We start from the raw sequence: 22,302 nt of genomic DNA, 5'->3' as shown, positions 1-22,302 counted from the left end.
CTTAGCGGGTTGCAGCCAGCAGGCGCTGGATTTCCTTGATCTGCTTCTTTTCCTTGCGCTTGGAGCCGATCGCCAATGCGGTCAGCAGTGCAACACCGGCGACAACGCCACCGATGATCATCTGCACCTTCGGCTCCTTGAGGGTGTTCACGGCCTGGCCGCGAGCGTCATCCGCCAGGTTCTTCGGATCTGCACGGACGGACAGCTCCTCCAGCGTCCGTCCCAGCTGGCTGCGGGTGCGTTCAATGTCGCGCTGGATGGCATCGATGCTACGGGCCACGGAAGTTTCTCCCTTATTCGAACGTTTAATTGCTACCTGAACATTGTAAATGATCCAGCCCGTCAGCGCTTTCGCTAGGGTGGGGTGCATGACTGAGAACAGCAATTCCACCGCAAACCAGCCCACCCGCCTGCAGGTCGGCGACAAGGCTCCGGAGTTTTCTCTGCCCAGCGATTCCGGCGAAAACGTGCGCCTGGCGGACTACGCGGGCCGCAAGGTGATCGTGTACTTCTACCCTAAAGCTGACACTCCCGGCTGCACCACCGAGGCCTGTGATTTCCGCGATTCCCTCACCGAGCTCAACGGTCAAGGTGTCGATGTAGTCGGCATTTCCCCCGACAAGGTAGAAGCCCTGGAAAAGTTCCGCGATAAGTACGAGCTGACCTTCCCCCTTCTGTCCGACGCCGACAAGTCCGTCATGAAAGCCTATGGCGCATTTGGAGAGAAGAAGAACTACGGGAAGGTTGTTCAGGGCGTGATCCGCTCCACGTTCGTCATCGACGAGGAAGGCAAGATCGCCGTGGCGAAGTACAACGTGAAGGCCACCGGCCACGTCGCACGCATCGCCAAGGAGCTCTAACGCGCGATCATTCGCACATGCGACCGCACTCCCCTTGTACTAGCGGGCGCAAATGAGTCAGAAATGAACACAGCCCCGCTATGTCTGAGCTGCTCCCCATTAGTTGGACTGAGAAATCAGCTACCGACTAGTGGGGAGTAGTTTTCATTGAGAGCACGAAGTTCGCTAAGTGAGCATCAGCGCGAGCAGTTGGTTGAACTATTTGAGCAAGGCATGGGTTATACAGCCGCTGCCAATGCCCTTGGTGTCTCCAAGTATGCCGCCCGTATGCTCTGTCGTCGGTTTAAGCTGCATGGCAGGCTATGTCTTGTGGAGAAACCGATTAAGCAGCAGTACTCGTTCGAGGTCAAGAAGGAAGTTGTCCAACGCTATCTTGCCGGCGAGACAAAGATGGATCTTGCGCGTGAGTTTGGCCTGTCGTCAGATCAGCTGGTCAGTTATTGGTCGCGGCAATGGCGTAACGGTGGCGATGAGGCGTTAAAACCGAAGCCGAAGGGCAGACCCAAAGACTCGGCTGTACCAAAGCCGCTGACCGAAGAGGAGAAGCTACGGCGCCGGATCGCGCGATTGGAAGCGGAAAACGCTTATCTAAAAAAATTGCGGGACTTGAGGAATCAGGGACGCGCCTGAAAGTCCAGGCGATTGTCATCCTCAAGTCGCACCACCGCTTGGAGTACCTCCTAGAGGCAGCAGGTATCCCACGGTCGACGTTCTTCTACCACCAGAAACGCCTCGGCCAGCCAGATAAGCACGCCGAGCTCAAAGACGCGATCCGGGCAAGTTTTGAACGTAACAAGCATCGCTACGGCTATCGACGAGTGCTACTTGACCTGCGTAACCAGGGGTGGGTGGTCAACCACAAACTCGTCTACAAACTCATGCGTGAGATGGGCATTCGAGCCAAGATCCGCCAACGTAGACCTTATGTTTCCTACACCGGGACGATCAGCCACATCGCTGACAACAAACTTGACCGCAAGTTCACCCCGGATCAGCCAAACACCGTCTTTGTCAGCGACGTCACCGAGTTCAGGGTCCAAGGCCGCAAAGTGTATTTGTCGCCGGTGATGGACCTGTTCGACCGCTCAATCGTCGCCCACACCGTGGCTACATCACCGTCGACAGCGTTGACCACCGATTCTTTGTCCAAGGCGATCGCGGCGAGTGCGCCTGAACCCGGGTGGATGATGCACACTGACCAAGGCTTCCAGTACCAGCACGCCTCCTGGCGCGATCTGATCGGTGACAACGGCGGTGTTCAGTCGATGTCGCGTAAAGCCAACTGTTACGACAACGCGGTCATGGAGAACTTCTTCGGGCACTTGAAAACCGAGATGTACCACGGTGAAGTCTTCGACACGGTCGCAGAGTTCAACCAAGCGATCGACGAGTACATCGGGTGGTACAACACCGAACGCGTCCAACAACGACTCAAGGGCCTGACCCCGATGCAATATCGGAATCAGACCCTTGAAGCCCTAACCGCCTAGAATTAAACCAGTCCAACTTTCGGGGGCCAGTTCATGTCAAGCGGGGCTGTAAGAGTTTGTGCGCCTGGGGAGACTTGAACTCCCACGTCATTTTTCTCCCCTGGTATACCCTGCGGCGTTTGTGTTTGTGCTGGTCACGGCCACGCGGTTACTACGGGAATTACGGATATTTCAGTGGCTATCGGCGCTCGTGCGGACTTTTTGCGGACTCTCTAGCCCACCCCAGACACAAAAAAAGACCCCCCGGGGAGCAAGGGGGGGTAGCTCAACCCGGTGAGGAAAACGTGCGTGTGGGGGGCACGCACACAAAAAATGATACACCACGGCTAAGTATGCAGCGCTACTCCAAGTCGTCCCGGATTGATGCAGGCACCGCCGGACCCGAGCCATGCATCCGACGCCACGCGCGAATGTGATCCAGAGCGTGCCGGTACTTCCGCCCCAAATGATCCAGACGATCCTCCATCACCGACACCTTCGACTCCAGCTGCGAAATCGCCTTATCACGCTCCGCTAACCGCTTCTCAGTCCACTCCTGCATTTCGTCCACCATCGCCTGCCACTCCGGGCCACGCGCAGCCTGCATCTTTGCCTGAGCATCAGATCGGACAGATAGACGCGTCCCCTGATACCCAATCAGGCCAGAGGCAACACCGGCCAGCGGGACCCACAGAACGTCCCAATTCACTAGATCGCCACCTTCGGGCCATGCCCGTAGCCCCACAGCACCATCGCAGCGAATGCGAAGTACAGGATGGCTGTGACATAGCCTCGCTCACTGGCGCCAGACAGCCATGCGCCCATGTACAGCAGCCCCCACAAGACGTGGAGGGCCGTGCCTGCCCCGACCATCATGGGGCCGCCCCGGCGTGCCCACACAGCGAGAATCCCCACCAGGCCTACACCTATCCACACCGCAGCTGCTATCCACATGGGGATCCATTTCTCGACTGCAGGCACCGGCTCGTCATCCACTGCGAAAGGCAGGTACGTCACCCCCTTGAGGAGGCACGCTAGCGCGATAATCAGCAGCCCTACCCAGCCGCTAGCCCTAGCGGTTTTGATCCTGTGCATGGCCATTACTACACCTCCTAGGCTGCGTGCCTGCCGTACGACAGCGCGGACTCGTCATAAGCAGCGGAGTCCCGTATGGCATCATCACTGAACGAGGCCGGGGCAGTCCCCACGTACGCGGCCTCCAAGCGCGGGGCCATAGACGGAGTGATCGCCCCAGGCGTGAACGCGTGCACCACCGCCTGGGCGATCGCGATCACAGCACCGATCACTAGCGGCACCCACTCCGGCGCTCCGACCGCCAGGACGGTAGCTATCTGCGCGAGCTGCGCGACGCCACCGGCCACGGCCACGATCGTGTCCTTACGACGCACTGCCCACGGCTGCGTGGCCAGGTACTCCGAGACAGCGACATTAAAGGTATTCTGTGCATCCATTACTTTTTACCTCCCGTACGCGCCCTATCGTCCGCGATCGCGGTGGAGATGATCGCTTCAGGGTCGAGTCCGAGCTTCCGAGCGATGGCCTTGGCCAGCACGAGGGTGCACCAGCTGTTGAGGTCTTGCACCGCCGCGAGACCTCGCGGGGAGAATGTCACATCGGGGTTGACGATGCTGGTGATCGGCGCGTCCTGTGCGCGTAGACGGTTAGCTGATTCGATTGCTGCACGCTTCGTATCGTTGAGAGCTGCTGCGGGCACTCCAGATAGCTCCTTCATAGGGGTTTTTCCTTGAGATGTGGGGGCTGGGGCGGACGCCCGGCCTTCTTTTTGCGCTTTGAGCCGGTCGTAGAAGCGCTGGGCTTCTGCCATCCACGGGCCGTGGTACTTCCCGCCGCGTGCCAGGTGGTACGGGCAGGATGTTTGGCCAGTCTCGCGGTGATCGCGGATGTTCCTGCCGTACTCAGGGCGCCCCAGGTCGTAGTAGAGACAGAGTGCGGCGGCCAGGCGTGCACCCTGTGTGATGACCACGTCACTGATCGGCCAGTCCTGGCTGGCATCGCCGCAGTTGGCATGCTCGATGCCAATGGATTCCTGGTTCCGAACGAGGTTAGCGGCGTGCCACGCGGTATCAGAGTCATTGACGAGCTGGCCGATCCTCCCGGAATTCTCCACCTGGTAGTGGGCGGAGGCCTCGCGTGTCTGCCAGACGTTCCAGCACCCATCTATGGTGAGCACCCCTGCGTTGTGGTGGCGGACAATGTATTTGATTCTCCGCCCGCCGCGCCCTGGCGTGTAGTGCTTGTTCAGGAGCCGGTAAACGTCCGGCTCAACGTTGAGCCAATCCATGCCCATGAGTAAACCCCCAGGTTCATCCCCGGGGGCGGTACTCGACGGCTATCGAGCTTGCAGAAACGTCAGACTGTACTCGCTAGCAATCCCGCGATCAGCGGGTGACATTCCAGCCGCCGACGACGAGAACGTCCACGGATACAACATCGTCCCCGCGGCCAGAAAAACAACCTTCGATGCGCTAGCGAAGCGCGTTGACGTGTCTGACCATACGACAAGACCAGTCGTCCCCGAGGTAGTGGACGTGCCCAAACCACACCCCTTCGAGCCCGAATCCGTACCCCAGCACTGCGTCGCCGAGACCAAATAGATCCCATCGACGGGGGCAACGAGCCGAGGATCGTTGTCACCAGCGTAGGCAACGTCCGCACCACCATTTGACTGCGAACCAACAATCAGCCTGCCGTCCGAGTAGCTACGCAAACGTGTGAACGTGTTCGCTGGCGCGTTATACCACGGGCCGCTCCATACAAGCGACCCGTGAGGTGGGCGCGTCATCGACGACGAGCCGAACACCGCTGTAGCCTGATCAGCGCTGAACACGCCAGCTGGACCTACGGGTCCCGCTGGACCCGTAGGGCCCGTCGCTCCCGTCGCCCCCCGCGGTCCAGCGGGGCCACGGATATTACCTCTACTAGTCCACGCCATACCGGGACCCCTAGCTCAGCTCGTAGACGGTGCCAGTACCCGTGTCGAGATAGTAGTCCCCAGCCAGCGCCCCTGAAATCGAACCAGGCGTGCCGGTACCAGTGAACCACTTAGCGCCACGCTGCCCCGGATCGCCCTTAGGACCAGCACTACCAGCTGGACCTACTGGGCCCGTGGGCCCCTGGATACCCTGCTGACCGGCTGGACCCGCCGGGCCTGCGGGACCTGCCGGGCCGACGAAATCAACTCCACTACCGTCCGGTGGGAAAGCGCTGCCAGACCACACGTACAGGTCACCGTCAGTGTTGACGATGTAGCCTTTACCAGCGTCCTCTGGCGTGAGATTGGTCGGCAGCTGCGAATACCTGTCAACCTGTCCCGCGACCTGCACACTCTTGCCGTCGACACCAGCGGGTCCACGCGCTCCAGTCGCGCCACGCGGCCCCTGCTCACCAGCCGGGCCCTGTGCGCCGCGCGGACCCTCTGGGCCAGGTGCGCCCTGCAACCCCTGGGGACCGGGCTCACCCTTGGGGCCTCTCAGATTGCCCTTCTGCGTCCATGCCATGATCTATCCCTCTTCCAGCTCGTAAATGTCGCCAGTGGTGGTATCCAGCCAGGTGTCGCCCGGCTTAGAGCCCGGTATCACATCCGGCGGTGTGCCCTGCCCCGTCCACATCACGGGGCCAGAGGACGCCGGGCCAGGTTCGCCCTGCAGTCCCCGGGGGCCGCGTGGACCCGCTGGCCCTGGCGACGGATACAGCATCGCATCGCCCACCACCATCGGCTCCGACCTCGACATTGGTATAGCCACTGCCCTGACTCCTATCGTCGCGTAAGGTGGCCCAGGCACATGAGGTGCCACTGGCCACCAGTTTTGATTTCGATCCGCGCTTCGGTGCGATCCGGTATCGTGTCCATGACGGCGGCGGGGATGATCACCTCCGCTATGCCGTCGGCCACATCGAAGTGGTGCCGCTGATCTCCGATGATCGCCACGAGCTCTTCCACGTCCCCGGTGAATCCATAGGTCACGCGGAACTCCCTGCCTACGTAGTGCACTGGCTCCCACCGATACGGCAGCCAATGATGAGCATGCTGAACCATTTACGACACCGGGTAGCTCACGTGCATGGTGATAGGGCCGACCGGGAAACCGCCCTTGATAAATGGCACACCGGTGCCCGGGCCTGGGCTGCCGGCGTTGGCCGCCTGGTAGGTCTGAAGACGCGCGTTCAGCTCACTGGGGTTGGTAAACAGGAGCCCTCTAGTCCATCCTCTTTTGACCAGCATTTCCATGTGCCAGTTGTAGCTACCATCACCGCCATAGCCTGTGGTGTACAGGTGCCCCATAGACCAGGTGTCTTCCTGCCAGTCAGCACACGCCACTGGAAGATCCATGGTGATGGGCCCGTTACCGAGCGTGGCGCCGGTAGAACCGGGGGAAATGTACACGTAGCCGTCGAGCATCCCGTCTACAATGCGGTAGCGTGCCGAGGAGTCGCCGCCATTGCCGAGGCCAACTATCGTGCCGCCACTCGTCCCATCGGGGGAGTTCTTTCCGTAGTAGCGCAGCGTCGGCGTCCACGCACGCCACGGGTTCGAGTCCGTACCCACAGCACGCCACACACCATCATTATCCAAACGCTTAGTGTATTTACCCTGATCAGTCTGGATAAACGTGCCCACCCGCGCGTCCAGCCACGACGGATTATTCAACGCCGAGTCACTGACACGCAGCGGTCCACCATCGCCACCCCAGCAGCGGTAGTCAGCAAAATATGACGCAGTCGTCGTACCAGCAGCACGAGTGACTAGGCAGATCAGCGCGTCATACATCACCCCAGGGATCCGGTTGATCGACGTCTCCACCGGCGAGCTGCTGTTATTCAACGTGCCATTGACAGCCACGAGTGTGGCCGAGTCAGACGCACCCTTCGACCAATCCACCCGCAGACACACCGCGAAGGTTTTCGAGCCAGACGACACCGACGGGATAGCTACCGAGTTCGACCCCGTCGCCCTCACCCTCGTGCCAGCCACAAGCGCCGCTCCAGTGGTGACGCTCACCGTGCCAGAGGAATAGGAGGGCTGTAGGTGTGTGGGGCTATCCACGAGAAAACGCGGCGCCAACGCCTGCGCCATATCCGCATACTGTGCTGGTCCGATCGTCGTATTGGCCGTGGCGACCGTGGTAAAAGCCATTTATGATCTCCGCTCAATCCTCGCGACCCTGCGCGCCGTATCGGCGGCAGTGCCGTAAATCGACGTGTCCAACGTGTCCGGGGTGCCCACCGTCGGGATGACCGCGAACTCCGACGGGGTGATCTTCACCTCCACAGCCGTGACGACCTGCTCCACCTCACCAATGACAGGCAGATCAATCACCGCCAGATCGCCAACGTCGTACTGCAAAGGTCGCTTGTCATCCGTGCCGAACTCCCAGACCGAAGACGCATCGACCGTAGCCTCGATCTCCACATGCGCCCCGGACCTCGACAACTCCACCGACGCCGCAGCATCCATCAAATACTCCTCAACGATCACGTCGAGGAACCCTTCGCGCGTCGCTGCCTTCGTATCCGCTTTCAGGTACGCCTCACGCCGGTTCCACGGCGACTCGGTCTCCACCCCCACGACGCGCTTGAACCGGGACGCGGCGAGGAACTCGCCATTTTGTACGTCGTTGCCGACCACCAGACGCGTCGTCGATGGACGCTTGCGCGTCACCCGCCACTCGGACACGTCCCCTGCGGCCTCCGACCAGCGCAAACCAAGGTCACGATAGGGGACGACGTCGATAACCACGCAGGGTTTGGTGAGATTTAGGTCAGGGGTGGGTTGCGGGTCACCAGGCAACCAGCCCTGCACACGCACCCGGTAGTCCGTATGGGCGATGACCTGCTTAATCACCTCAGCAGGCGACTCCCACGCGCCAGTGAACTGCACATACGGTCCACGCCCCAGATTCGGCAGGATCACCACCGGATGGCCGGCAGAAATAGACCCCACCCGCACAGCTTCTTTAACCACGTACTCCAGCGCGCCAGAAAGCTCGAATTCCTCTTTCGCGGAGATCGTCACGTCACTGCTCAACGAGGGGGACACCACCTCACCATCGAGCAGCGCCCATCCGCCGGCGGCTGTCACGCTGAGCATGGGCTGACCATCACGGGACGTAGCCTCAGCCCTCACAGGGACACTAACGTGACTAACGCCGTTGATCCTCATGCCGATCAGCACCAACCCGTCACACGGCAGCAGCGTGGCAGTCAGATCATTCAACGGCAGCTCCAGCTCTGCCGTGTCCGCCTCACGCTCGTTGAACGTAAACCGCATTTCTTCGAACTCGCCGAGCTTGCCCAAGCGTTGGCCATCCCATGTCCACAGCTCAGCATCGACCGGGTCGTACTGAGCCCCACGGGGGGTGTTGTACAGAGTGCTCACAGCTAGTCACCCCTTCCTAGAACGCCCTCGCGTACTGCTCACGAGCAGTAACCATCACGGAGCTGTTCGCCGACATGCCCTCAGCTGAAATCACCAACGGAATACGATCCCCGGATGGTGCGGGGGCGAAATCCCCACGAATAAATCCATAACGGTTCGATCCGCTGGACTGCTCCACCACAATCCGCTCCGCCGGATCGGTTCGCACCTCCACCACTTCGCCGGCGGGGATGTCACCCGCATAGGTCAGCACACCAGCAGACGTGCCGAACCTCGGATTCGACAGCGGCCCAACCAGTGTCCACACCAGCCACATCGCCCCCTGGCCACGGTTATCAATCACCGCGTTCTCCGCCGTCGCAGCAGACGAGATATACAGTGGCCACCCAGCACCCTGCTTGCCGTAGAACGGGGTGCCAGACCCTCCAGTCATGGCCGACTGTTGGTAGGTGTAGACCTGCTCCACACCCTGCCAGTAGCCGCCATCACCTGTCAGCGCCCACAGCTCCGGCTCCGGTTCCTGCCCGATCCCTGGATCATAGGTGTACTCCGTCTCCGGCGACTCCCACAGCCGCAGCTTCCGCGACCTCACTGTCCCATCAGGGCGAGTGACGATCAGCTCCCCCAGGTGGAACGGAGAGTTTGCCTGCGACCACCACTCATGTGCGAGCTTGTAGTAGTCTTCGCCCGTGTAGAAGCCAGTCTCCGGCGACCATCCCACCGTCACCTTCAACTCATGGATGCCACGCTTGACGCGGCTGGACGCCCACTGCGAATCACCGCGGGTGAAAACGTGCTCTAGTTCCGACCAGCCCCATCCTTTTTGCCCGAGGTCGAGCAGCACACCTTCGGTGCCGTCGGTGAGGTTCCACACCGTGCCTCGGTGGTCTTTCCATTCCACTTTCAATCCCATATGTGCCTCCTAGGCGATCCCGGCGCGGATCTGCGCCCGCAGCTGCATCGTCCGAACTTCACGCAACGGCGCGCTCATGTCAGCCGCCAGCAGCTGGCCGATATGAATCGAGGTGTCCACACCACCAGCAGCAGCACTAGCGTTCTGCACACCGCTCACATCCGCCCGGTAGCCGTCCAGGTTGGCCTTGGTGGCGTCCATCATCTTCTGCGAAGCGGTCACGGCCAGCCCCGCCTTGTCGCTAATACCCTGGGCGAACGCCGTGCCGACGGATCGGCCGGAGTACAGTACCCAGCCTTGGCCTGCGAATGGTCCTTCCTTTGCTGGGGAGAACGGGAACAGGTCACGTGCTTTCTGCACCACAGAACCCACGGCATCGCCGACAGAACCAATCATCGACTTAATACCGTTGATGAAGCCTTGGATCAGCGCTTTACCAGAACCGATCAGCAGGGAACCAATGCCGGAGAAGATGCTCATGATCCTTGAGGGCAAGGTTGACACGAAGGACACTGCTTGTGACACGCCACTGCTGAACGCGCTGGCCACTGACGCCCACATCGACGCAGCCCTAGCGATCGCCGACGATGCGAGGTTCGCGAAGAAACTAATGATCTGCGCCGCGAAACTAGCAACTGCTCCGACGACGGTAGCGACCATGTTGAGGAACCCGGAGATCACACCGGCGACAAACCCCACGATAGAGCCCAACGCCTGGGCGACGAACCCAATGATGACAGCCAACAGCTGCAGGAACACGCCAGCGACCTGGGCAATAATAGAGATCACAGGTGCGACGGCGGCAAGGATGTTTGCGAACGCGGAGACCACGGCGATGATCGCTGGCACCAGCGCGCTGATGACCGGCACGAGTGCGGAGATGATCGTCGTCGCCAGGTTGATGATGATCGGCAAGATCTGCTGAATCACCGGCATCAACGCGCCCAGAAGAATGCCTGCGATCTGAACAAGCGCAGGCAACAAGGGCATGATCGCGGTCATCAACTGCATAAACGCCTCGACCAGTGGAGGCATCAGGGGCACGAGCGTCTGTAACGCCTGCACTAAAAACTGGCCAATCATCAACGCCAATTGCGTCAACACCGGCGCCATCTGTTGAATGATCATGCCAAACATTTGGAACAGAGGAGTAAGCGCCTGCAACGCCGTTGCCAAGACAGTCCCCATGGTCGTGGCGATGACGGTAACCACAGGGACAAGACTTGCGAATGTTTGGGCGAGAATGCCAATGGTCGGAGCGAGCGCAGAGATGACCGGAGCGAGCGCACCAGCGAACGCTGCCACCATCTGACCAATCGCAGGCAACAGTGGCGCCACCGCCAACAGCACCTGGTTAAACGCCGTGCCCAGCATCGTCACAGCAGGGGAGATCGCCGCCAGTCCAGCACCAAGTCCGGCCACCACCGCCGACAAGCCCGGACCAATGGCTTGGATGAAGCTGGCGACAGCAGGTGCGACCGTGGAGCCGATAATCCCCGCAAGCTGCCCGAGCAGCGGCATGATGGTAGCCACCGCAGCGCCCATCGCTGTGAAGAACGTCGTCAACGTGCTCATACCCTGGGCACTGTTGACCCACGCGTTCGTGGAGGCGATGACCTGCCCCAACGTGCCCAAGAACGGCTGACCAGCAGCGTTCATCGCCGCGAACACACCAGAGACAATCCCACCCAACTGCTGCAGCACACCCCACAGCTGTTGCGCTTTCACCACCGCGCCTTCGAAGTAGGCCTGCATGCTGCCGTCTTGGAACGCTGCGGTCATCCTGCCAGCCCAGTCGGACGCCATCTGCGACATCCTCGCTGCCAAGCTCGCGAAAATAGGTGCAGCAGCACCACCGATAGCGACAATGCCCTTCAGAACGTCAGCGAACGCTGCGGACAGGGACGATGCTGCCGACGACGAGCCAGAGATGATTGCCCGCATCGCCTGCAACCCCGCACCCGACGAGACGAACCCCACCACACCAGAGGCAGCACGCCCCATGTCCGTGGCAAGGCCACTCATCGCCGCCTTCAACGGCGCAACCACCGCCGCCAAATCACCAAGGTTCGTCAACTGCGACCAGAAGTTCTGCTGCACCGCCTCCCCAACGCCCTTGAACTGCTCCTTCAGCCCACGCAGCGCGGTCGCACCAGCCTGAGCTGCAGGGGGCAGTTCGGCAATCGCTGCGGCGAACTCCTCCGGCGAAGAAGCCTTTAACGCCTCACCGAAGCCAGAAAAAGAGGTTTTCAGCACGCCTATGGCCATCGCCGCCGACCCCAACGCTGCAGGAGCCATCGCAGCCGTCAACGCCGCCACTGGTGCGACAGCAGACCATGCTGCCGACGCCACGGCAGCGATCGCAGGAGCCAACCCGGCCACACCCACCGTCGCCAACCCGGCGATCGACGTCAGCCTGCCAATAGACCCTGCAGCACCGGAAGCACTGGCAGCCAACCTCGCAACACTGGAGCGGTCAAGATCCATCTTGACGTCAATATCACCAGCCGCTTCTTCCGCGACCTTCGTCGCCCGCCTCGCTTCGGAGGCCAACTGTGCGGACTTCGCAGCCATATCAACGTCAACCTCACCAGCAGCCTTCTCCGCGTTAGCGACCGCACGGCGTACCTGAGCAACGAATTTCGCGTCATCAGGAACAACTTTGATTTTGACCTTATGGCTGCGCTCAATGCGGTCAAGGGTCTTTTTCAGATCCTTGCGGAACTTCGTCGTATCCGGCAACACACGCACACTCGCGCGCCCCACGGTCACGCCACCCGGACCTGCCATGTCCTACTCCAGTTCCACTCGACCGCCGTTTTCAGCAGCCATTTTCCGGTACGCAGCGAACCTCGCTGCCCTTTCTCGACGCTTCAACCCAGCACGCCCCGGGAAGTCCTCCCACTCCCGATACGTCGACTTCTTCTTGCCCTGCGACGCCTGCATCGTCCGCAGAGCTTCCACAGCGTTACGCATGTCGAAGTTGAGGTAGTCCTGGTCTGTCCAGGCCTTGCCTCCCTCGTAGCCCTGCAGGCGTGCCGCATAGCGGGAGGGGCTGTGGTGTAGCCCTGCGATGAGCAGCAGAACCTCCGCCGGATCCCAACTGTGGACGACTTCTGTCAGTCGGAGGCCGTAGACCTCCTGGAAATCCGGCACCAGCGCCGAACCGAAAAGCTCCACCTGCTCATGCAGGGCAATTAGTTTCCCAGCTTCTCCGCCAGTACGTTAAACGCCGCCATCACGGCATTCAGACCGTCTTCCTGGCCACAAAGCCACTTCTCCATCGCGTCGCGATCCTTCGCACGCTCCAACACGAGGTTCTCCATCAACACGATTATCCTCTCCAACTCTTCGATGTTGTCGATGACCTCCTGCTCATCTGGAGTCTCACCCTCGACCCACGCCTTCGGGACAGCCTTCTGCACCTCCGCCAGCTGTCGGTGCACGTGGAACCGAGCAGACGGAAGAGACCCCTGCAGGGAGCGGAACTCCGGAAGATCAGACACGTCAACGTCAGGATTTTCCGTCTTCCCAAACTCTGGGCTCACGCCCTCCAATGCGGGTTTCGGGTCAGTGATCGCGTCCTCCGGGACACCTGCAGGAACATCAGTCTGGGCAGTGGTCAAAGCAACCTCCACAAAAAGAAAAAGCGGGTATGTCCCGCGCATAATCGCACGACACACACCCGCAAAGCGTGGTGCTAGACGCTGTCAGAAGGCGAACGGCCCGACACTTCCGACTGCTGCTGGAAAGCCGGACCAATGAAGCTACCCTTCGGCGCACCAGTCTGCTTCAAAATCGTGTACTTGATCGGCATACCAGCGAACTTCTCCGGATCCAGCTCAATGGAATCATCCGGGCTGGTCGCGGCCTTCGCGTAGTGGAATCCGAACACGTCGAGGCCGTCGATCATCAGCACCAGAATCGACACCTCGGTCGAGGCGTACACATCGGGGAACTCAAATCGACCGTCGGCCTGCACGACCTTGCCGGGGCCGAAGCGGTGAGTCAGAGTCTGCTCATTCCACTCAACCGCAGTGACGGTGATGGACTCGGTGATCTTCGTCTTCGTCAGACGCAGTGCGTCGTTCTCCCACGCGCCCTTCTTCTCACCACCATCGGTGTCGGCGTCGAACTTCGGCAGGTCATCCTCACTGGTGTAGCCGAGAGGCTGGAAATCACCGAGAGCACCAGTAGCGCCGTCGGCGACCCACTTCTTGATCGCAGTGTAGGTAGGGGATGCAGTGCCAGCCGGAGCGATCAGCACCGCACCACGGCCAGGGATGAGGACTGAATTGTCCTGATAGGCAGCCATTAGGCTCTTCCTTTCCTCCGCAGAATTGCAGAGTAGCTTGACGTCAAGGTCTCAGCCCCAGATGGGCTGTGGGGCGACAGACGGACCGGCTCGCTGTCACTCATGATGCTAGAAAGCTTCACCTCATCGCTTTCATCCATCGACAACAGTGCGTCAGCCACTCGATCAGCCTCATCAGCGGCCTGGTCGTAGTCCGCACCCGTGGTGACCAACGCAATGGTGGCGCTGAAGGCCCACCGTTGCCCTGGCAACGCACCGATCGGGCGCACGTTGGAGACTTGCACCACGGTCACGAGCTCATCTGGGGAGTAGGTAGCGTCTTTGCCCAACTGAATCTGCGAGTCCGGCAACAGTGCCCGCAACCCATCACGAATAGCCACCGCGGCGTCGAACCGCTGGTGTGGTGGTTGAACTGTCATGAACCGTTCACCGCCCTCGTCAGGTTGAACTGGCCTGGCACCCACTCACCCAACGAACCGTCACGCTTTTCGGCGAAGTGGCCGTACTCGATCACTGCCGAGGCATAGTGGGTGTTCTCCACGAGACGATCCTTCACGCCCTTCTTCCCCGGTACTGTGCGTACCTCAAATGCTGACGAATACCGTCCAGTGCGCTTGTGTACAGCAGCGTTCGCCTCTGCTTTGGTCTTAATCTCCACCGCGGCTTCCTGCAGAACAGGCTGAACCCCGGGGAGTTTCGCGATCTTCGTTCCCGCGCCCTTATACACGGTCGCCATCACGCAACCCCCTTTTCACACTCGCTTGCCTCAACGTCACCACGTCACGAGCAGTCCGGGTTGAACCACGATGCCGCTTCGGCTCACCAACCACGTTGTACAGCACCCCCTCGGAGTCAATGACCTGTGACAGGTCATCACCAGGGAAGCTGCGACAGTAGAACCGCTTCATGTTCAGCACGCCTGTTTCCCCGGCTGCAGCGTAGGCCGAAATGTCATCCGTCGTGGATTGCTGCATACGGCCAGGAACGCTCACACGACCGATCTCCACAGGTACTAAGCGGCCACGCTCCCCCTCCCGATTCTCACGAAGCACGCACACCACCACATCAGTCGCATGGGTAGAACTCCGCAGGCTCACAGCCACACCTCCTCATCATCCGAGTACCACGGGAACCCGTAGACCGTCCCGTCCGGCACATAGCGAGTGCCAGACCTGCCCACATCGCCCCGATACGTCCCCAGCGTCCCGATACCACTCGCGCGCCGCGCCGTCCGGTACTCCAGAAGCGTCCGCTTCTCGTTAGGGGTGAAAATGTCCGCCTTAGTGACCGTGGAGTCCAGTCCATAGCTGTAATCGCCCTCCGCCTCACGAGTGAACCTGTCAGGGTTGGTGTACATCCGGCGGGTAGCCATACCCAGCACCGCCATAGCCCCCGGCGGCACGTCAGCCGGCGACCGCCAATCACGCCGCGTCAAGTCCAACGCTGCGGCAGACACCATCTCGATAGCCCACGCCGCCAGCCCCTGATCCAACGCGCCGTAGTCACTCGACAGCGACCGCTCGAGGTCAGCCATCTCCACTAGTCGTGTGCGCTCCATCCGGAGCCTCCTTTCAATAAGAAAAGCGCCCCCTGCCCCCGCATTGTTCGGGGCACAGGGGGCACAATCCCACTAGGCAATTAGGCACTCGCAGCCGAGGCAGTCTCAGCAGGAACATCGGCGATAGCATCGACACCCGTCAGCTTGACGATGCGCTGCCCATCGAGAACAGCGGCACCAGCGAACGTATCGACAACCGCGCGATCCTGCAGGTGATCAGGGTCGTAATCCTGCAGGTAACGCAGATTAAAGCCTTGCGCGGAGACAGTCTTCGCGAACGCCGCACCACGAGGGATAGCAGTCGTGCGAGTCACCAGAGTGATCGCATCGCGCTGGTATGCCCACGCCTCATTCGGGTCAATGGTGTAATCGGCGACAATGGTGAAGCCAAAGAGCTTTCCAAGGGTTGCCTGACGAAGCAGGCCACCGTTGTCTCCCGCCTCGTTGACCTTCTGAAGCTGCTTCATGTCCATGATGGCGGCTTCCCAGTTCGCGCCCACCACGAGAGTGCGCCCCACCATGGGGACACCACGCTGAGATAGAAGCTGGTGCGCAGCACGAATAGCAGGAAGCACTTGCGCGTTAGTAGTCGGAGCAAGCTGTGCAGGCTTCACGGATACAGTCTTCTCACCAGAAACAGACCCTCCGAAACCAGCGAACTCAGTTCCCGCATCACGCAGCGCCTTAATCGAGTCATACCCCTTACCATCGGTACCGACATAGGGCTTAGTGGCCTTATCAATCGCAGACAGCCCCTCTGGGACAGTACGGAATGCAGCAATGACTTCCTTGTTGATTGCGTCCGCCACAGACTCGGCCATCGGTGCGATCACCTGCTGCTCAAGATCAGTGATGGTAAACGTCATGAAATCGTCAGGGAGCTTCACAGCGTTGTACACCTGGTCAGTGACCTTCACAGAGGTGAACGGCTCAAACAGATCGGAGTAAGTGATCGCGGCTTCTCCCTTGCGATCCTCCGCCGTGTAGACGCGTGCCTTGTCAATCATCACCGGGCGCTTCACGGTCACAGACGCGCCACGACCCGCGATGAACTCACTGGTAAAATCAGTGTTCACAGTACGCGCCAGAGTGGACTGGTACTTCAGGGCGGCAAGCGAAGAATTCGCCGCCTGCTCAGGGGTGTAAAGAAGATGGTTAGGTGCAGCCATTAGAGCTACCTTTCGTAGATTCGAGCACCGATCTTCGTCAGATCAGTCTCAGCGGAATCACCCTCATCAGATCCAAACCGGACACCATCACTCGGCAACCCACCAGGCACAAAACGCCTGTTCGAGAACAATTCCTTCAGCTTCTCCGCGTCCGCCTTCAGCTCCTCCGAGGTGGAACCCTGCAGCCGCAGCGCCATGTCAGCAGGCAGGCCGGTCTCCTGCGCCGCCATGAACTGCGCCAGCTTATGCTCCGCTGCGGTTGCCCGCTCACGCAGCTTCTGGTTCTCCCGGTTCGTCTTCCGGTTCTTACGGATCAGCTTCTGAATGTCCTCGTCACGGGGAGAATCTTCCTCATCGTCGTCATCGTCCGATGAGTCGTCATCTACCTGCGAATCGGCATCCTCCTGCTCCCGGCTGGAGGTGTCCGCAGACTCCGTGTCGTGGGTGTCGGTAGTGTCCGTGGTCTCGGTAGCCTCAGACTCCACGGCCTGGGTCTCCTGATCACCATCGGTCTGATCATGGGTGGTATCGGTCATGTGCTCCTCTTTCCGCTCCAGGCGATAAAAGATGTGTCATTTGCAGACACCAGGCCTGCAATCACCTACAGCTTGTCTGCGTACTCCCGGTATGCGTCGATCCTCGACAACAAGGCTCTATGCTGCTGTTGCAGCTGCATCACCGGAAGATCACGATCCCCCTGCCCCACACTCCTCAGCGCCGCGATCTCAGAGGCCACACCATTCGCCCGCACCTCCAACTCATCCGCATAATCCAAATACTTCTGCTTATCCCAATTCCCCCGACGATCCACAGGCTTCCTCCCCGCCTTCTTCAAAGCCTTCTGCTCCGCCCGCTCAGCCCGCTCCGAGGCTTTCATCGGCTCCGGACGCGCCCGACGACCCGACGACTGACCCCGCACCGGCGGCTTACGCCTCCGAGTACCCTCCAGCGGTCCATCGTAATTCTCCGGTAGCGTGCCAGACTGCCTCCACCGCTGCCACGCCTTCCACGGATCGGGCTGGCCGGACGCGATCTCAGCCCACTCTTTCGCCAGCCGGTTCCCGTTCCCAGGCAGATCAACCTTCCCGTCGACCATGTACACCGGCTCCAGGGTGCAGCAACAGTGATCATGAACCTTAAACTGACCATCGCCAGCAAAACGTGCGTTCGACCCCTTAAACGAGTCCGACCTGTACAACAGCGCACCAGCCTGCTCCTCACCCGCGTAGTACACCCCACGGGAGGCCAACATCGCACAAAACGGGCACGGATCAGCATCCACCACACGCGCATACCCCAACGGGCCATTGCCCCGGCGAAACTCCTGCTCAATCACCTGACGGCCACCGTCCTCCACGATCTTCGTCGCCTTACCCACCACGGCCTGCTCAATCCTGGCCTGTGCCTCCTCCGCCGAGTAGCCCTTGTGCGACACAGACTTACCCACTCCACGCGTCGTCTTCAGCAGCTCACGGGCAGCATCAGCTGGCTCATACTCCCCCGGCTCCTCAATCGGCGGCGGAGCGTCCGGAGCCTCCACCGCCTGGAATGCACGCATGTAATCCAGAGACAGCTCACGACTACGCTCCCTCATCCGCGCCACATCCGGAGCCACCCGCCTAACAAACACCTCCGACGAATCATCAATGTCGTAATAGTCGAAGGTCTTGCCGAACACGTCGCGGATGAACTTCGCCAGCTTCTCCGCCAACCCCACCTGAGCCAGGCGATGTTGCTCAGTCAGACGCTTACCCCGCTGCGTCCTAGCCACCGCTCACCTCAGTGACCGTCGACGCAGCCTGACGAGAGAAACTAGCATTCAGCGGATCGCGCTCCAGCTCTAGTTCTGCAGCACGCTCCCACTCGACCACGTCAGCAGCCTCAACACCGGGGATCATGCCCCACAAGTTCCGCTTCGGCACGCCCAGCATCTGAGCAGCCTTACCGAGAGCATCCACGGCCTGGGCGAGAGACCTAATCTCCATGTCCTGCCACGACACACGGATCAGCGGATCACGCGCCAAATCCTCCATCCCAGCCACCTTCGCAGCAGCACGCAAAACACTGCTATACGCATCCCCCGCACTCATCTGGCGCTCATACACCTTCTGCGTCAACGGTGCGCGCGCTGCCGCAAGCGCCTCCGCCGAAAGGTTCACCAGCTGACCAGTCAGCGCGTGCGCCGGGGTCTGCGACACAGCAGCCAACGCCTCAATATCCGCACGCCAACCATTCACAAACGGATCCAACGCCGTCGCGTCCAACGTGCCGAACTTCACCCCATCCCCACCAGTCAGGACGTCATCCTGAGCTAACTTGACCTTCAACCGCTCCGCCGCAGCTTCATCAAACGTATCCGGGATAGGATCGCCGTCCTCGTCAACCTGCTCCGGCATCTCCAACCCCGTCGCAGTCTTCACCTTCCAGGAATTGAAGTGCTGCGCCAACAAACGGTCATAGGCTGTCTTATTAATCCGCTGCGCCGACGGGATAAACGGCTCAACCTCACCAATCACCCGCCCATCAAGGTCAAGCTGGTTGGCGAACCTCACCACCGGAACGAAATCCAACCCCGTATCCACAGAGCCGACAATCCGAAGACCACCCATCTCCCCATTACCGCGAGCAGCGTTATCCAACGCCAAGACAACACTCACCCCCGGCAAACGAAGCCTAAACCGCCCCACATCCCCCTCACGCCCCAACAACTCCAACGCCGCAGACGGATACGGCTCCGCACCCAAATCATCAAACTCCACCGCGACCCGACGCGGCGACAACATCCGAATACGAGCAGGCACCTCGCTACCGAACTCCGTACTGGACACAACCGCATACGAGTGCCCGTACGAGATCATCGCCCGGTGGTTCGAGATCTGCTGAGACCGCATACGATTCGCATTCCACAGCCCCCACAGCTCATCGATCCGACCGTCCTCCCCCACGACGTTATCCACGTACATGGCCTGCACGCAGTTGTCCACGACCAGGCGCAGCCATGGCGTGCGCGACAAATCACGCAGAGCCCGGTGCTCACGAGTAGCCAAGCGGGGTACCTCAAAACCCGCATCCAGCTCCGGCCGCAGCCACGAATCAACAGCATCACACTGCCGTCGCTGCCGAGACAGTTTCGAGTTGAGGCGGTCGAAGATCTTCTTGACCTGTAAAGCGTCCATCATGCTGCGTAGCCCTTCTTCTTTTTCTTCACCGGCTCCATATCCAACCCACGAAGCGCCAGAGTGATAGCCCGTAGTGGTTCAACCTTCACCTCACCAAAAGGCGCCCACGTCCACGCGGTTTTCGACTGGCCCACCAAACGACGCCGCGCCGTATGCGCCGCATCATCCAACAACGAGTGCGAGCTGTGGAACAACGTGGGATCCGGCGCGCCATCAGCGTCCACACGAGAAATCCGGTCAAACAGCCCCGCCGATCCCTTCGTGATATCCCCCGTCGTAGCCAGCGACACCGGCACCCCAGCCTCCGCCAGCCGCGGCGCGAGAGCAGCCGCGCCGGAGAACGAGTCGATCACCACGCCGGCATGAGGCCGGTGCTTCTTCACCACGCGGGCGCACTCATCCTGCACCCAGGCCATGCCAGACTTCGCCGCGATAATATCCGCGACCACACGGCCGTCCGATAGCTCCGCCACACCAGCGAGCACCGCCAAATCACGATCAGCAGACACCTCAAGCCCCAAAGAGCGACGCTTCACCCGAGCCCCAGCAAGAACCTCCGAGGTCGCAAAAGACTTCGCCCACAAGTCCACACCAATCGCCGCATCCGTAGACCGATCAGCCCACACACCCAGGCGCTCACGCTGGTACTCCTCCGGACCCATGACATCCAGCTCAACCTCTTGGATCCACTCCCACGACTGCAGATACCCCAACGACGGATTCGACGCAGCCACCGCCTCTGGGGTACGCCAGTCCACCTGCTTCAAGTCCGCCGACCACTCAAAAAATGCCAGATGTTTGTTCGATTCAGGATTTTCAATGGCCTTCTCGCGGAGATTCAGCAGCACCTCGGAGTCGTCAAACCCGGTCGACGAGGTGTACCACACCTGCGGCCTCGGCCGCGACGAAAGCACAGGCAACAAGTCAGAAACGAGGGTTGACGACAGCGCAAAGGCCTCATCGAGAATGACGCAGTCACCCTGCAAACCGCGGCCGTTGCCACGCACACGACTGACGAAGTCGATCCGCCGGCCATCCTTCAGAATGATCGCCGTCTCACGACTATCCGGCATAGATCGCACCTGCTCCAGGAACTCCGGGGTGTTCTCAATGATTTCTCGAATGGCGAGGTACTCCGCCCGAGCTGTCTTAAACAAGTGCGCCGAATGAACCAGCTTCTCCTCACCAAAAACGAACAGGCCGGCCAGCAACCGCCACCGCACGATGCCATTCTTTCCATTCTGACGCGGCACGATCAGACACACCTGAAAAGCAAGCCACTTCCCCGTGACTGGATCCTCCGCCATGGCGTTTCTGGCTACCAGCTGCTGCCACGGCAACAACTCCACCCCACACACCGAGGCAAGATCCGCCAAAATATCCCCCGACGACTGCGACCACTCCGGGGCATGGAAAAAACGCGGCGACTGCTCACCCACCGGCTCCGAACGAGGCGCGAAACCACTGTCCGGAACCATCAGACGATGATCACTCATGCACCCTCCTTAGCTGCGGCCAACCTTTCCTGACGCTTTCGCTTCAACTCGTCCGCCATCGACGGCCCAGATTTCTTCTTTTCTGCCTTCGCCAAGATGCCCAACTTGTTCAAAGTTTGCCCCAAGGCCGATTGCGTCTGGCGCGCCTCGGCGATCATGTTGTTGATCACCACCTGCACTTGTTCTTGGCCTGCCATGGTTTCTTCCACGTTTCCCAGCTCGAACCACAGCGTGTGGTTCGATGACAGCGCCGCCGCGAAACGCTCCAGTCGATCCTTCAACCGGCAAGCCTCCGTCAACAACGCCTCTGACGCAGGGTCAAACTCGTACTGCTCCCGCAGGTCATCCCACATCCGTCGCCCAGCAGCACGGAGGAACTTCGGATACCCATCCTTTTGGCCACCGTCGGCGACGATGATCTTCTCCGTCTTGGCCGTAGATGGCTTCTTCTTCGCAGACGTGCGTCCACGCTGAGAGGCTGCTGGGCTACCTGTCTTCGCCTTCGTCTTCTTCGCCCGCCCCACGTCGATACCCCGCTCATCCTCAAAGACAACCTGTGGGCGCGGAGGCTTCTCTGCCTTCATCCGCTTTTTCTCTCTCCACCGCCGCTTGTACTCAGTATTGGCGTCCCGGCACGGCTGGCATGCCACCTCGTTGTTGCCTGTGTGCTTGCGGTAGCCCGCGACGGTTCCGCACTGTCGTCGCTGCTTTGTGGGATTCTTTTCGCTCATGGTGCCTGCCATCGTGGCACGCCGGGCAATAGGGTTCTTCTATCTCGACATCCACCAATGCGGGCGGTAAACGAGCAGGCAGCGAGGGTAAACCCGCTGAAGGGTGTTCGAATAAAGGTCAGTAAAACGATTACCGGTTTACCGGACGCGAGTGCACATACCAATACCGGGAGGTGGTAGCGACCTGGGCGGCG

Annotated in this window: 28 protein-coding genes; 3 read left to right on the top strand and 25 right to left on the bottom strand. The window is 60.4% G+C overall.

Translation table 11 applies throughout. The features are described 5' to 3' along the window. Nucleotide 1: 1 nt before the first annotated feature. Nucleotides 2-280: a DUF3618 domain-containing protein gene (locus AC06DS_RS05680; RefSeq protein WP_293791462.1), complete on the bottom strand. Its 279-nt coding sequence runs from the start codon at nucleotides 278-280 to the stop codon at nucleotides 2-4. Between the two features lie 88 nt (nucleotides 281-368). On the opposite strand from AC06DS_RS05680, the gene bcp reads away from it, so the two are divergent. Continuing rightward, a complete protein-coding gene (bcp, locus tag AC06DS_RS05675; protein WP_293791463.1) occupies nucleotides 369-860 on the top strand; it encodes a thioredoxin-dependent thiol peroxidase in 492 nt (163 codons plus the stop codon). Between the two features lie 147 nt (nucleotides 861-1,007). Next, a protein-coding gene (locus AC06DS_RS05670) for an IS3 family transposase (RefSeq protein ID WP_477100175.1) occupies nucleotides 1,008-2,350 on the top strand; the annotation gives its coding sequence in 2 pieces (ribosomal slippage) (nucleotides 1,008-1,449 and nucleotides 1,449-2,350; 1,344 coding nt in all). 340 nt (nucleotides 2,351-2,690) lie between these two features. On the opposite strand, the gene AC06DS_RS05665 is transcribed toward AC06DS_RS05670, so the two are convergent. The 4 genes from AC06DS_RS05665 to AC06DS_RS05650 are packed head-to-tail and all read right to left on the bottom strand — an operon-like array spanning nucleotide 2,691 to nucleotide 4,652. Further along, on the bottom strand, nucleotides 2,691-3,038 hold the full coding sequence (locus AC06DS_RS05665) for a hypothetical protein (RefSeq protein ID WP_477100174.1): 348 nt from the start codon (nucleotides 3,036-3,038) through the stop codon (nucleotides 2,691-2,693). After that, on the bottom strand, nucleotides 3,038-3,430 hold the full coding sequence (locus AC06DS_RS05660) for a hypothetical protein (protein ID WP_477100173.1): 393 nt from the start codon (nucleotides 3,428-3,430) through the stop codon (nucleotides 3,038-3,040). The genes AC06DS_RS05665 and AC06DS_RS05660 overlap by 1 nt, the downstream gene beginning before the upstream one ends. 11 nt (nucleotides 3,431-3,441) lie before the next feature. After that, nucleotides 3,442-3,801 (bottom strand): hypothetical protein, encoded by a 360-nt coding sequence (locus AC06DS_RS05655; protein WP_477100172.1) that lies wholly within the window; start codon nucleotides 3,799-3,801, stop codon nucleotides 3,442-3,444. Then, entirely contained in the window at nucleotides 3,801-4,652 is an 852-nt protein-coding gene (locus AC06DS_RS05650; protein ID WP_477100171.1) for an N-acetylmuramoyl-L-alanine amidase, read from the bottom strand. The genes AC06DS_RS05655 and AC06DS_RS05650 overlap by 1 nt, the downstream gene beginning before the upstream one ends. A gap of 4 nt (nucleotides 4,653-4,656) precedes the next feature. Here AC06DS_RS05650 and AC06DS_RS05645 point away from each other — a divergent pair, with 4 nt between their 5' ends. Then, entirely contained in the window at nucleotides 4,657-4,965 is a 309-nt protein-coding gene (locus AC06DS_RS05645) for a hypothetical protein (protein WP_477100170.1), read from the top strand. Between the two features lie 348 nt (nucleotides 4,966-5,313). On the opposite strand, the gene AC06DS_RS05640 is transcribed toward AC06DS_RS05645, so the two are convergent. The 20 genes from AC06DS_RS05640 to AC06DS_RS05545 form a co-directional block, all read right to left on the bottom strand. Further along, on the bottom strand, nucleotides 5,314-5,868 hold the full coding sequence (locus AC06DS_RS05640) for a hypothetical protein (RefSeq protein WP_477100169.1): 555 nt from the start codon (nucleotides 5,866-5,868) through the stop codon (nucleotides 5,314-5,316). A gap of 3 nt (nucleotides 5,869-5,871) precedes the next feature. Then, nucleotides 5,872-6,114, bottom strand: a complete 243-nt coding sequence (locus AC06DS_RS05635; RefSeq protein WP_477100168.1) for a hypothetical protein — start codon at nucleotides 6,112-6,114, stop codon at nucleotides 5,872-5,874. Between the two features lie 11 nt (nucleotides 6,115-6,125). After that, on the bottom strand, nucleotides 6,126-6,407 hold the full coding sequence (locus AC06DS_RS05630) for a hypothetical protein (protein ID WP_477100167.1): 282 nt from the start codon (nucleotides 6,405-6,407) through the stop codon (nucleotides 6,126-6,128). Next, a complete protein-coding gene (locus tag AC06DS_RS05625) occupies nucleotides 6,408-7,505 on the bottom strand; it encodes a hypothetical protein (protein ID WP_477100166.1) in 1,098 nt (365 codons plus the stop codon). It abuts the gene before it with no gap. Beyond that, on the bottom strand, nucleotides 7,506-8,747 hold the full coding sequence (locus AC06DS_RS05620; protein ID WP_477100165.1) for a Gp37-like protein: 1,242 nt from the start codon (nucleotides 8,745-8,747) through the stop codon (nucleotides 7,506-7,508). Nucleotides 8,748-8,763: 16 nt separating this feature from the next. Continuing rightward, on the bottom strand, nucleotides 8,764-9,660 hold the full coding sequence (locus AC06DS_RS05615; RefSeq protein ID WP_477100164.1) for a hypothetical protein: 897 nt from the start codon (nucleotides 9,658-9,660) through the stop codon (nucleotides 8,764-8,766). Between the two features lie 9 nt (nucleotides 9,661-9,669). Further along, the gene (locus AC06DS_RS05610) at nucleotides 9,670-12,450 is read right to left on the bottom strand and encodes a hypothetical protein (protein WP_477100163.1); all 2,781 of its coding nucleotides are present in this window, start codon (nucleotides 12,448-12,450) and stop codon (nucleotides 9,670-9,672) included. 3 nt (nucleotides 12,451-12,453) lie between these two features. After that, a complete protein-coding gene (locus AC06DS_RS05605; protein ID WP_477100162.1) occupies nucleotides 12,454-12,840 on the bottom strand; it encodes a hypothetical protein in 387 nt (128 codons plus the stop codon). Nucleotides 12,841-12,857: 17 nt separating this feature from the next. Next, nucleotides 12,858-13,286, bottom strand: coding sequence for a hypothetical protein (locus tag AC06DS_RS05600; protein WP_477100161.1), 429 nt, complete (start codon nucleotides 13,284-13,286; stop codon nucleotides 12,858-12,860). A gap of 74 nt (nucleotides 13,287-13,360) precedes the next feature. Then, nucleotides 13,361-13,975, bottom strand: a complete 615-nt coding sequence (locus AC06DS_RS05595; RefSeq protein WP_477100160.1) for a phage tail tube protein — start codon at nucleotides 13,973-13,975, stop codon at nucleotides 13,361-13,363. Beyond that, nucleotides 13,975-14,394, bottom strand: coding sequence for a hypothetical protein (locus AC06DS_RS05590; protein WP_477100159.1), 420 nt, complete (start codon nucleotides 14,392-14,394; stop codon nucleotides 13,975-13,977). Before AC06DS_RS05590 ends, AC06DS_RS05595 begins: the two co-directional genes overlap by 1 nt. Continuing rightward, on the bottom strand, nucleotides 14,391-14,711 hold the full coding sequence (locus tag AC06DS_RS05585; RefSeq protein ID WP_477100158.1) for a DUF5403 family protein: 321 nt from the start codon (nucleotides 14,709-14,711) through the stop codon (nucleotides 14,391-14,393). The genes AC06DS_RS05590 and AC06DS_RS05585 overlap by 4 nt, the downstream gene beginning before the upstream one ends. Next, the gene (locus AC06DS_RS05580) at nucleotides 14,695-15,072 is read right to left on the bottom strand and encodes a hypothetical protein (protein WP_477100157.1); all 378 of its coding nucleotides are present in this window, start codon (nucleotides 15,070-15,072) and stop codon (nucleotides 14,695-14,697) included. Before AC06DS_RS05580 ends, AC06DS_RS05585 begins: the two co-directional genes overlap by 17 nt. Next, entirely contained in the window at nucleotides 15,069-15,533 is a 465-nt protein-coding gene (locus AC06DS_RS05575) for a hypothetical protein (protein WP_477100156.1), read from the bottom strand. Before AC06DS_RS05575 ends, AC06DS_RS05580 begins: the two co-directional genes overlap by 4 nt. A gap of 80 nt (nucleotides 15,534-15,613) precedes the next feature. Next, entirely contained in the window at nucleotides 15,614-16,702 is a 1,089-nt protein-coding gene (locus tag AC06DS_RS05570; RefSeq protein WP_477100155.1) for a major capsid protein, read from the bottom strand. Nucleotides 16,703-16,707: 5 nt separating this feature from the next. Beyond that, nucleotides 16,708-17,238: a hypothetical protein gene (locus AC06DS_RS05565; protein ID WP_477100154.1), complete on the bottom strand. Its 531-nt coding sequence runs from the start codon at nucleotides 17,236-17,238 to the stop codon at nucleotides 16,708-16,710. A 65-nt stretch (nucleotides 17,239-17,303) separates the two neighbouring features. Next, a complete protein-coding gene (locus tag AC06DS_RS05560) occupies nucleotides 17,304-18,473 on the bottom strand; it encodes a VG15 protein (protein ID WP_477100153.1) in 1,170 nt (389 codons plus the stop codon). Beyond that, on the bottom strand, nucleotides 18,466-19,881 hold the full coding sequence (locus AC06DS_RS05555; protein ID WP_477100152.1) for a phage portal protein: 1,416 nt from the start codon (nucleotides 19,879-19,881) through the stop codon (nucleotides 18,466-18,468). The genes AC06DS_RS05560 and AC06DS_RS05555 overlap by 8 nt, the downstream gene beginning before the upstream one ends. After that, entirely contained in the window at nucleotides 19,878-21,377 is a 1,500-nt protein-coding gene (locus tag AC06DS_RS05550; RefSeq protein ID WP_477100151.1) for a hypothetical protein, read from the bottom strand. The genes AC06DS_RS05555 and AC06DS_RS05550 overlap by 4 nt, the downstream gene beginning before the upstream one ends. Then, entirely contained in the window at nucleotides 21,374-22,108 is a 735-nt protein-coding gene (locus tag AC06DS_RS05545; RefSeq protein WP_477100150.1) for a hypothetical protein, read from the bottom strand. Before AC06DS_RS05545 ends, AC06DS_RS05550 begins: the two co-directional genes overlap by 4 nt. Nucleotides 22,109-22,302: the final 194 nt, after the last annotated feature.

It is taken from the genome of Corynebacterium sp. TUM25015 (assembly GCF_056393505.1).
Note: the sequence above shows the minus strand (reverse complement) of the source record. Positions and strands in the feature narration are given on the sequence as shown.

What these genes read in the sequence shown, in the direction of transcription:
- AC06DS_RS05660 (WP_477100173.1), bottom strand. Translation starts at nt 3,430, where the DNA reads ATGGCCATGCACAGGATCAAAACCGCTAGGGCTAGCGGCTGGGTAGGG.
- AC06DS_RS05650 (WP_477100171.1), bottom strand. Translation starts at nt 4,652, where the DNA reads ATGGATTGGCTCAACGTTGAGCCGGACGTTTACCGGCTCCTGAACAAG.
- AC06DS_RS05570 (WP_477100155.1), bottom strand. Translation starts at nt 16,702, where the DNA reads ATGGCTGCACCTAACCATCTTCTTTACACCCCTGAGCAGGCGGCGAAT.
- AC06DS_RS05630 (WP_477100167.1), bottom strand. Translation starts at nt 6,407, where the DNA reads ATGGTTCAGCATGCTCATCATTGGCTGCCGTATCGGTGGGAGCCAGTG.
- AC06DS_RS05610 (WP_477100163.1), bottom strand. Translation starts at nt 12,450, where the DNA reads ATGGCAGGTCCGGGTGGCGTGACCGTGGGGCGCGCGAGTGTGCGTGTG.
- bcp (WP_293791463.1), top strand. Translation starts at nt 369, where the DNA reads ATGACTGAGAACAGCAATTCCACCGCAAACCAGCCCACCCGCCTGCAG.
- AC06DS_RS05655 (WP_477100172.1), bottom strand. Translation starts at nt 3,801, where the DNA reads ATGGATGCACAGAATACCTTTAATGTCGCTGTCTCGGAGTACCTGGCC.
- AC06DS_RS05590 (WP_477100159.1), bottom strand. Translation starts at nt 14,394, where the DNA reads ATGACAGTTCAACCACCACACCAGCGGTTCGACGCCGCGGTGGCTATT.
- AC06DS_RS05645 (WP_477100170.1), top strand. Translation starts at nt 4,657, where the DNA reads ATGAGTAAACCCCCAGGTTCATCCCCGGGGGCGGTACTCGACGGCTAT.
- AC06DS_RS05550 (WP_477100151.1), bottom strand. Translation starts at nt 21,377, where the DNA reads ATGAGTGATCATCGTCTGATGGTTCCGGACAGTGGTTTCGCGCCTCGT.
- AC06DS_RS05615 (WP_477100164.1), bottom strand. Translation starts at nt 9,660, where the DNA reads ATGGGATTGAAAGTGGAATGGAAAGACCACCGAGGCACGGTGTGGAAC.
- AC06DS_RS05595 (WP_477100160.1), bottom strand. Translation starts at nt 13,975, where the DNA reads ATGGCTGCCTATCAGGACAATTCAGTCCTCATCCCTGGCCGTGGTGCG.
- AC06DS_RS05545 (WP_477100150.1), bottom strand. Translation starts at nt 22,108, where the DNA reads ATGAGCGAAAAGAATCCCACAAAGCAGCGACGACAGTGCGGAACCGTC.
- AC06DS_RS05565 (WP_477100154.1), bottom strand. Translation starts at nt 17,238, where the DNA reads ATGACCGATACCACCCATGATCAGACCGATGGTGATCAGGAGACCCAG.
- AC06DS_RS05555 (WP_477100152.1), bottom strand. Translation starts at nt 19,881, where the DNA reads ATGATGGACGCTTTACAGGTCAAGAAGATCTTCGACCGCCTCAACTCG.
- AC06DS_RS05585 (WP_477100158.1), bottom strand. Translation starts at nt 14,711, where the DNA reads ATGGCGACCGTGTATAAGGGCGCGGGAACGAAGATCGCGAAACTCCCC.
- AC06DS_RS05640 (WP_477100169.1), bottom strand. Translation starts at nt 5,868, where the DNA reads ATGGCATGGACGCAGAAGGGCAATCTGAGAGGCCCCAAGGGTGAGCCC.
- AC06DS_RS05625 (WP_477100166.1), bottom strand. Translation starts at nt 7,505, where the DNA reads ATGGCTTTTACCACGGTCGCCACGGCCAATACGACGATCGGACCAGCA.
- AC06DS_RS05575 (WP_477100156.1), bottom strand. Translation starts at nt 15,533, where the DNA reads ATGGAGCGCACACGACTAGTGGAGATGGCTGACCTCGAGCGGTCGCTG.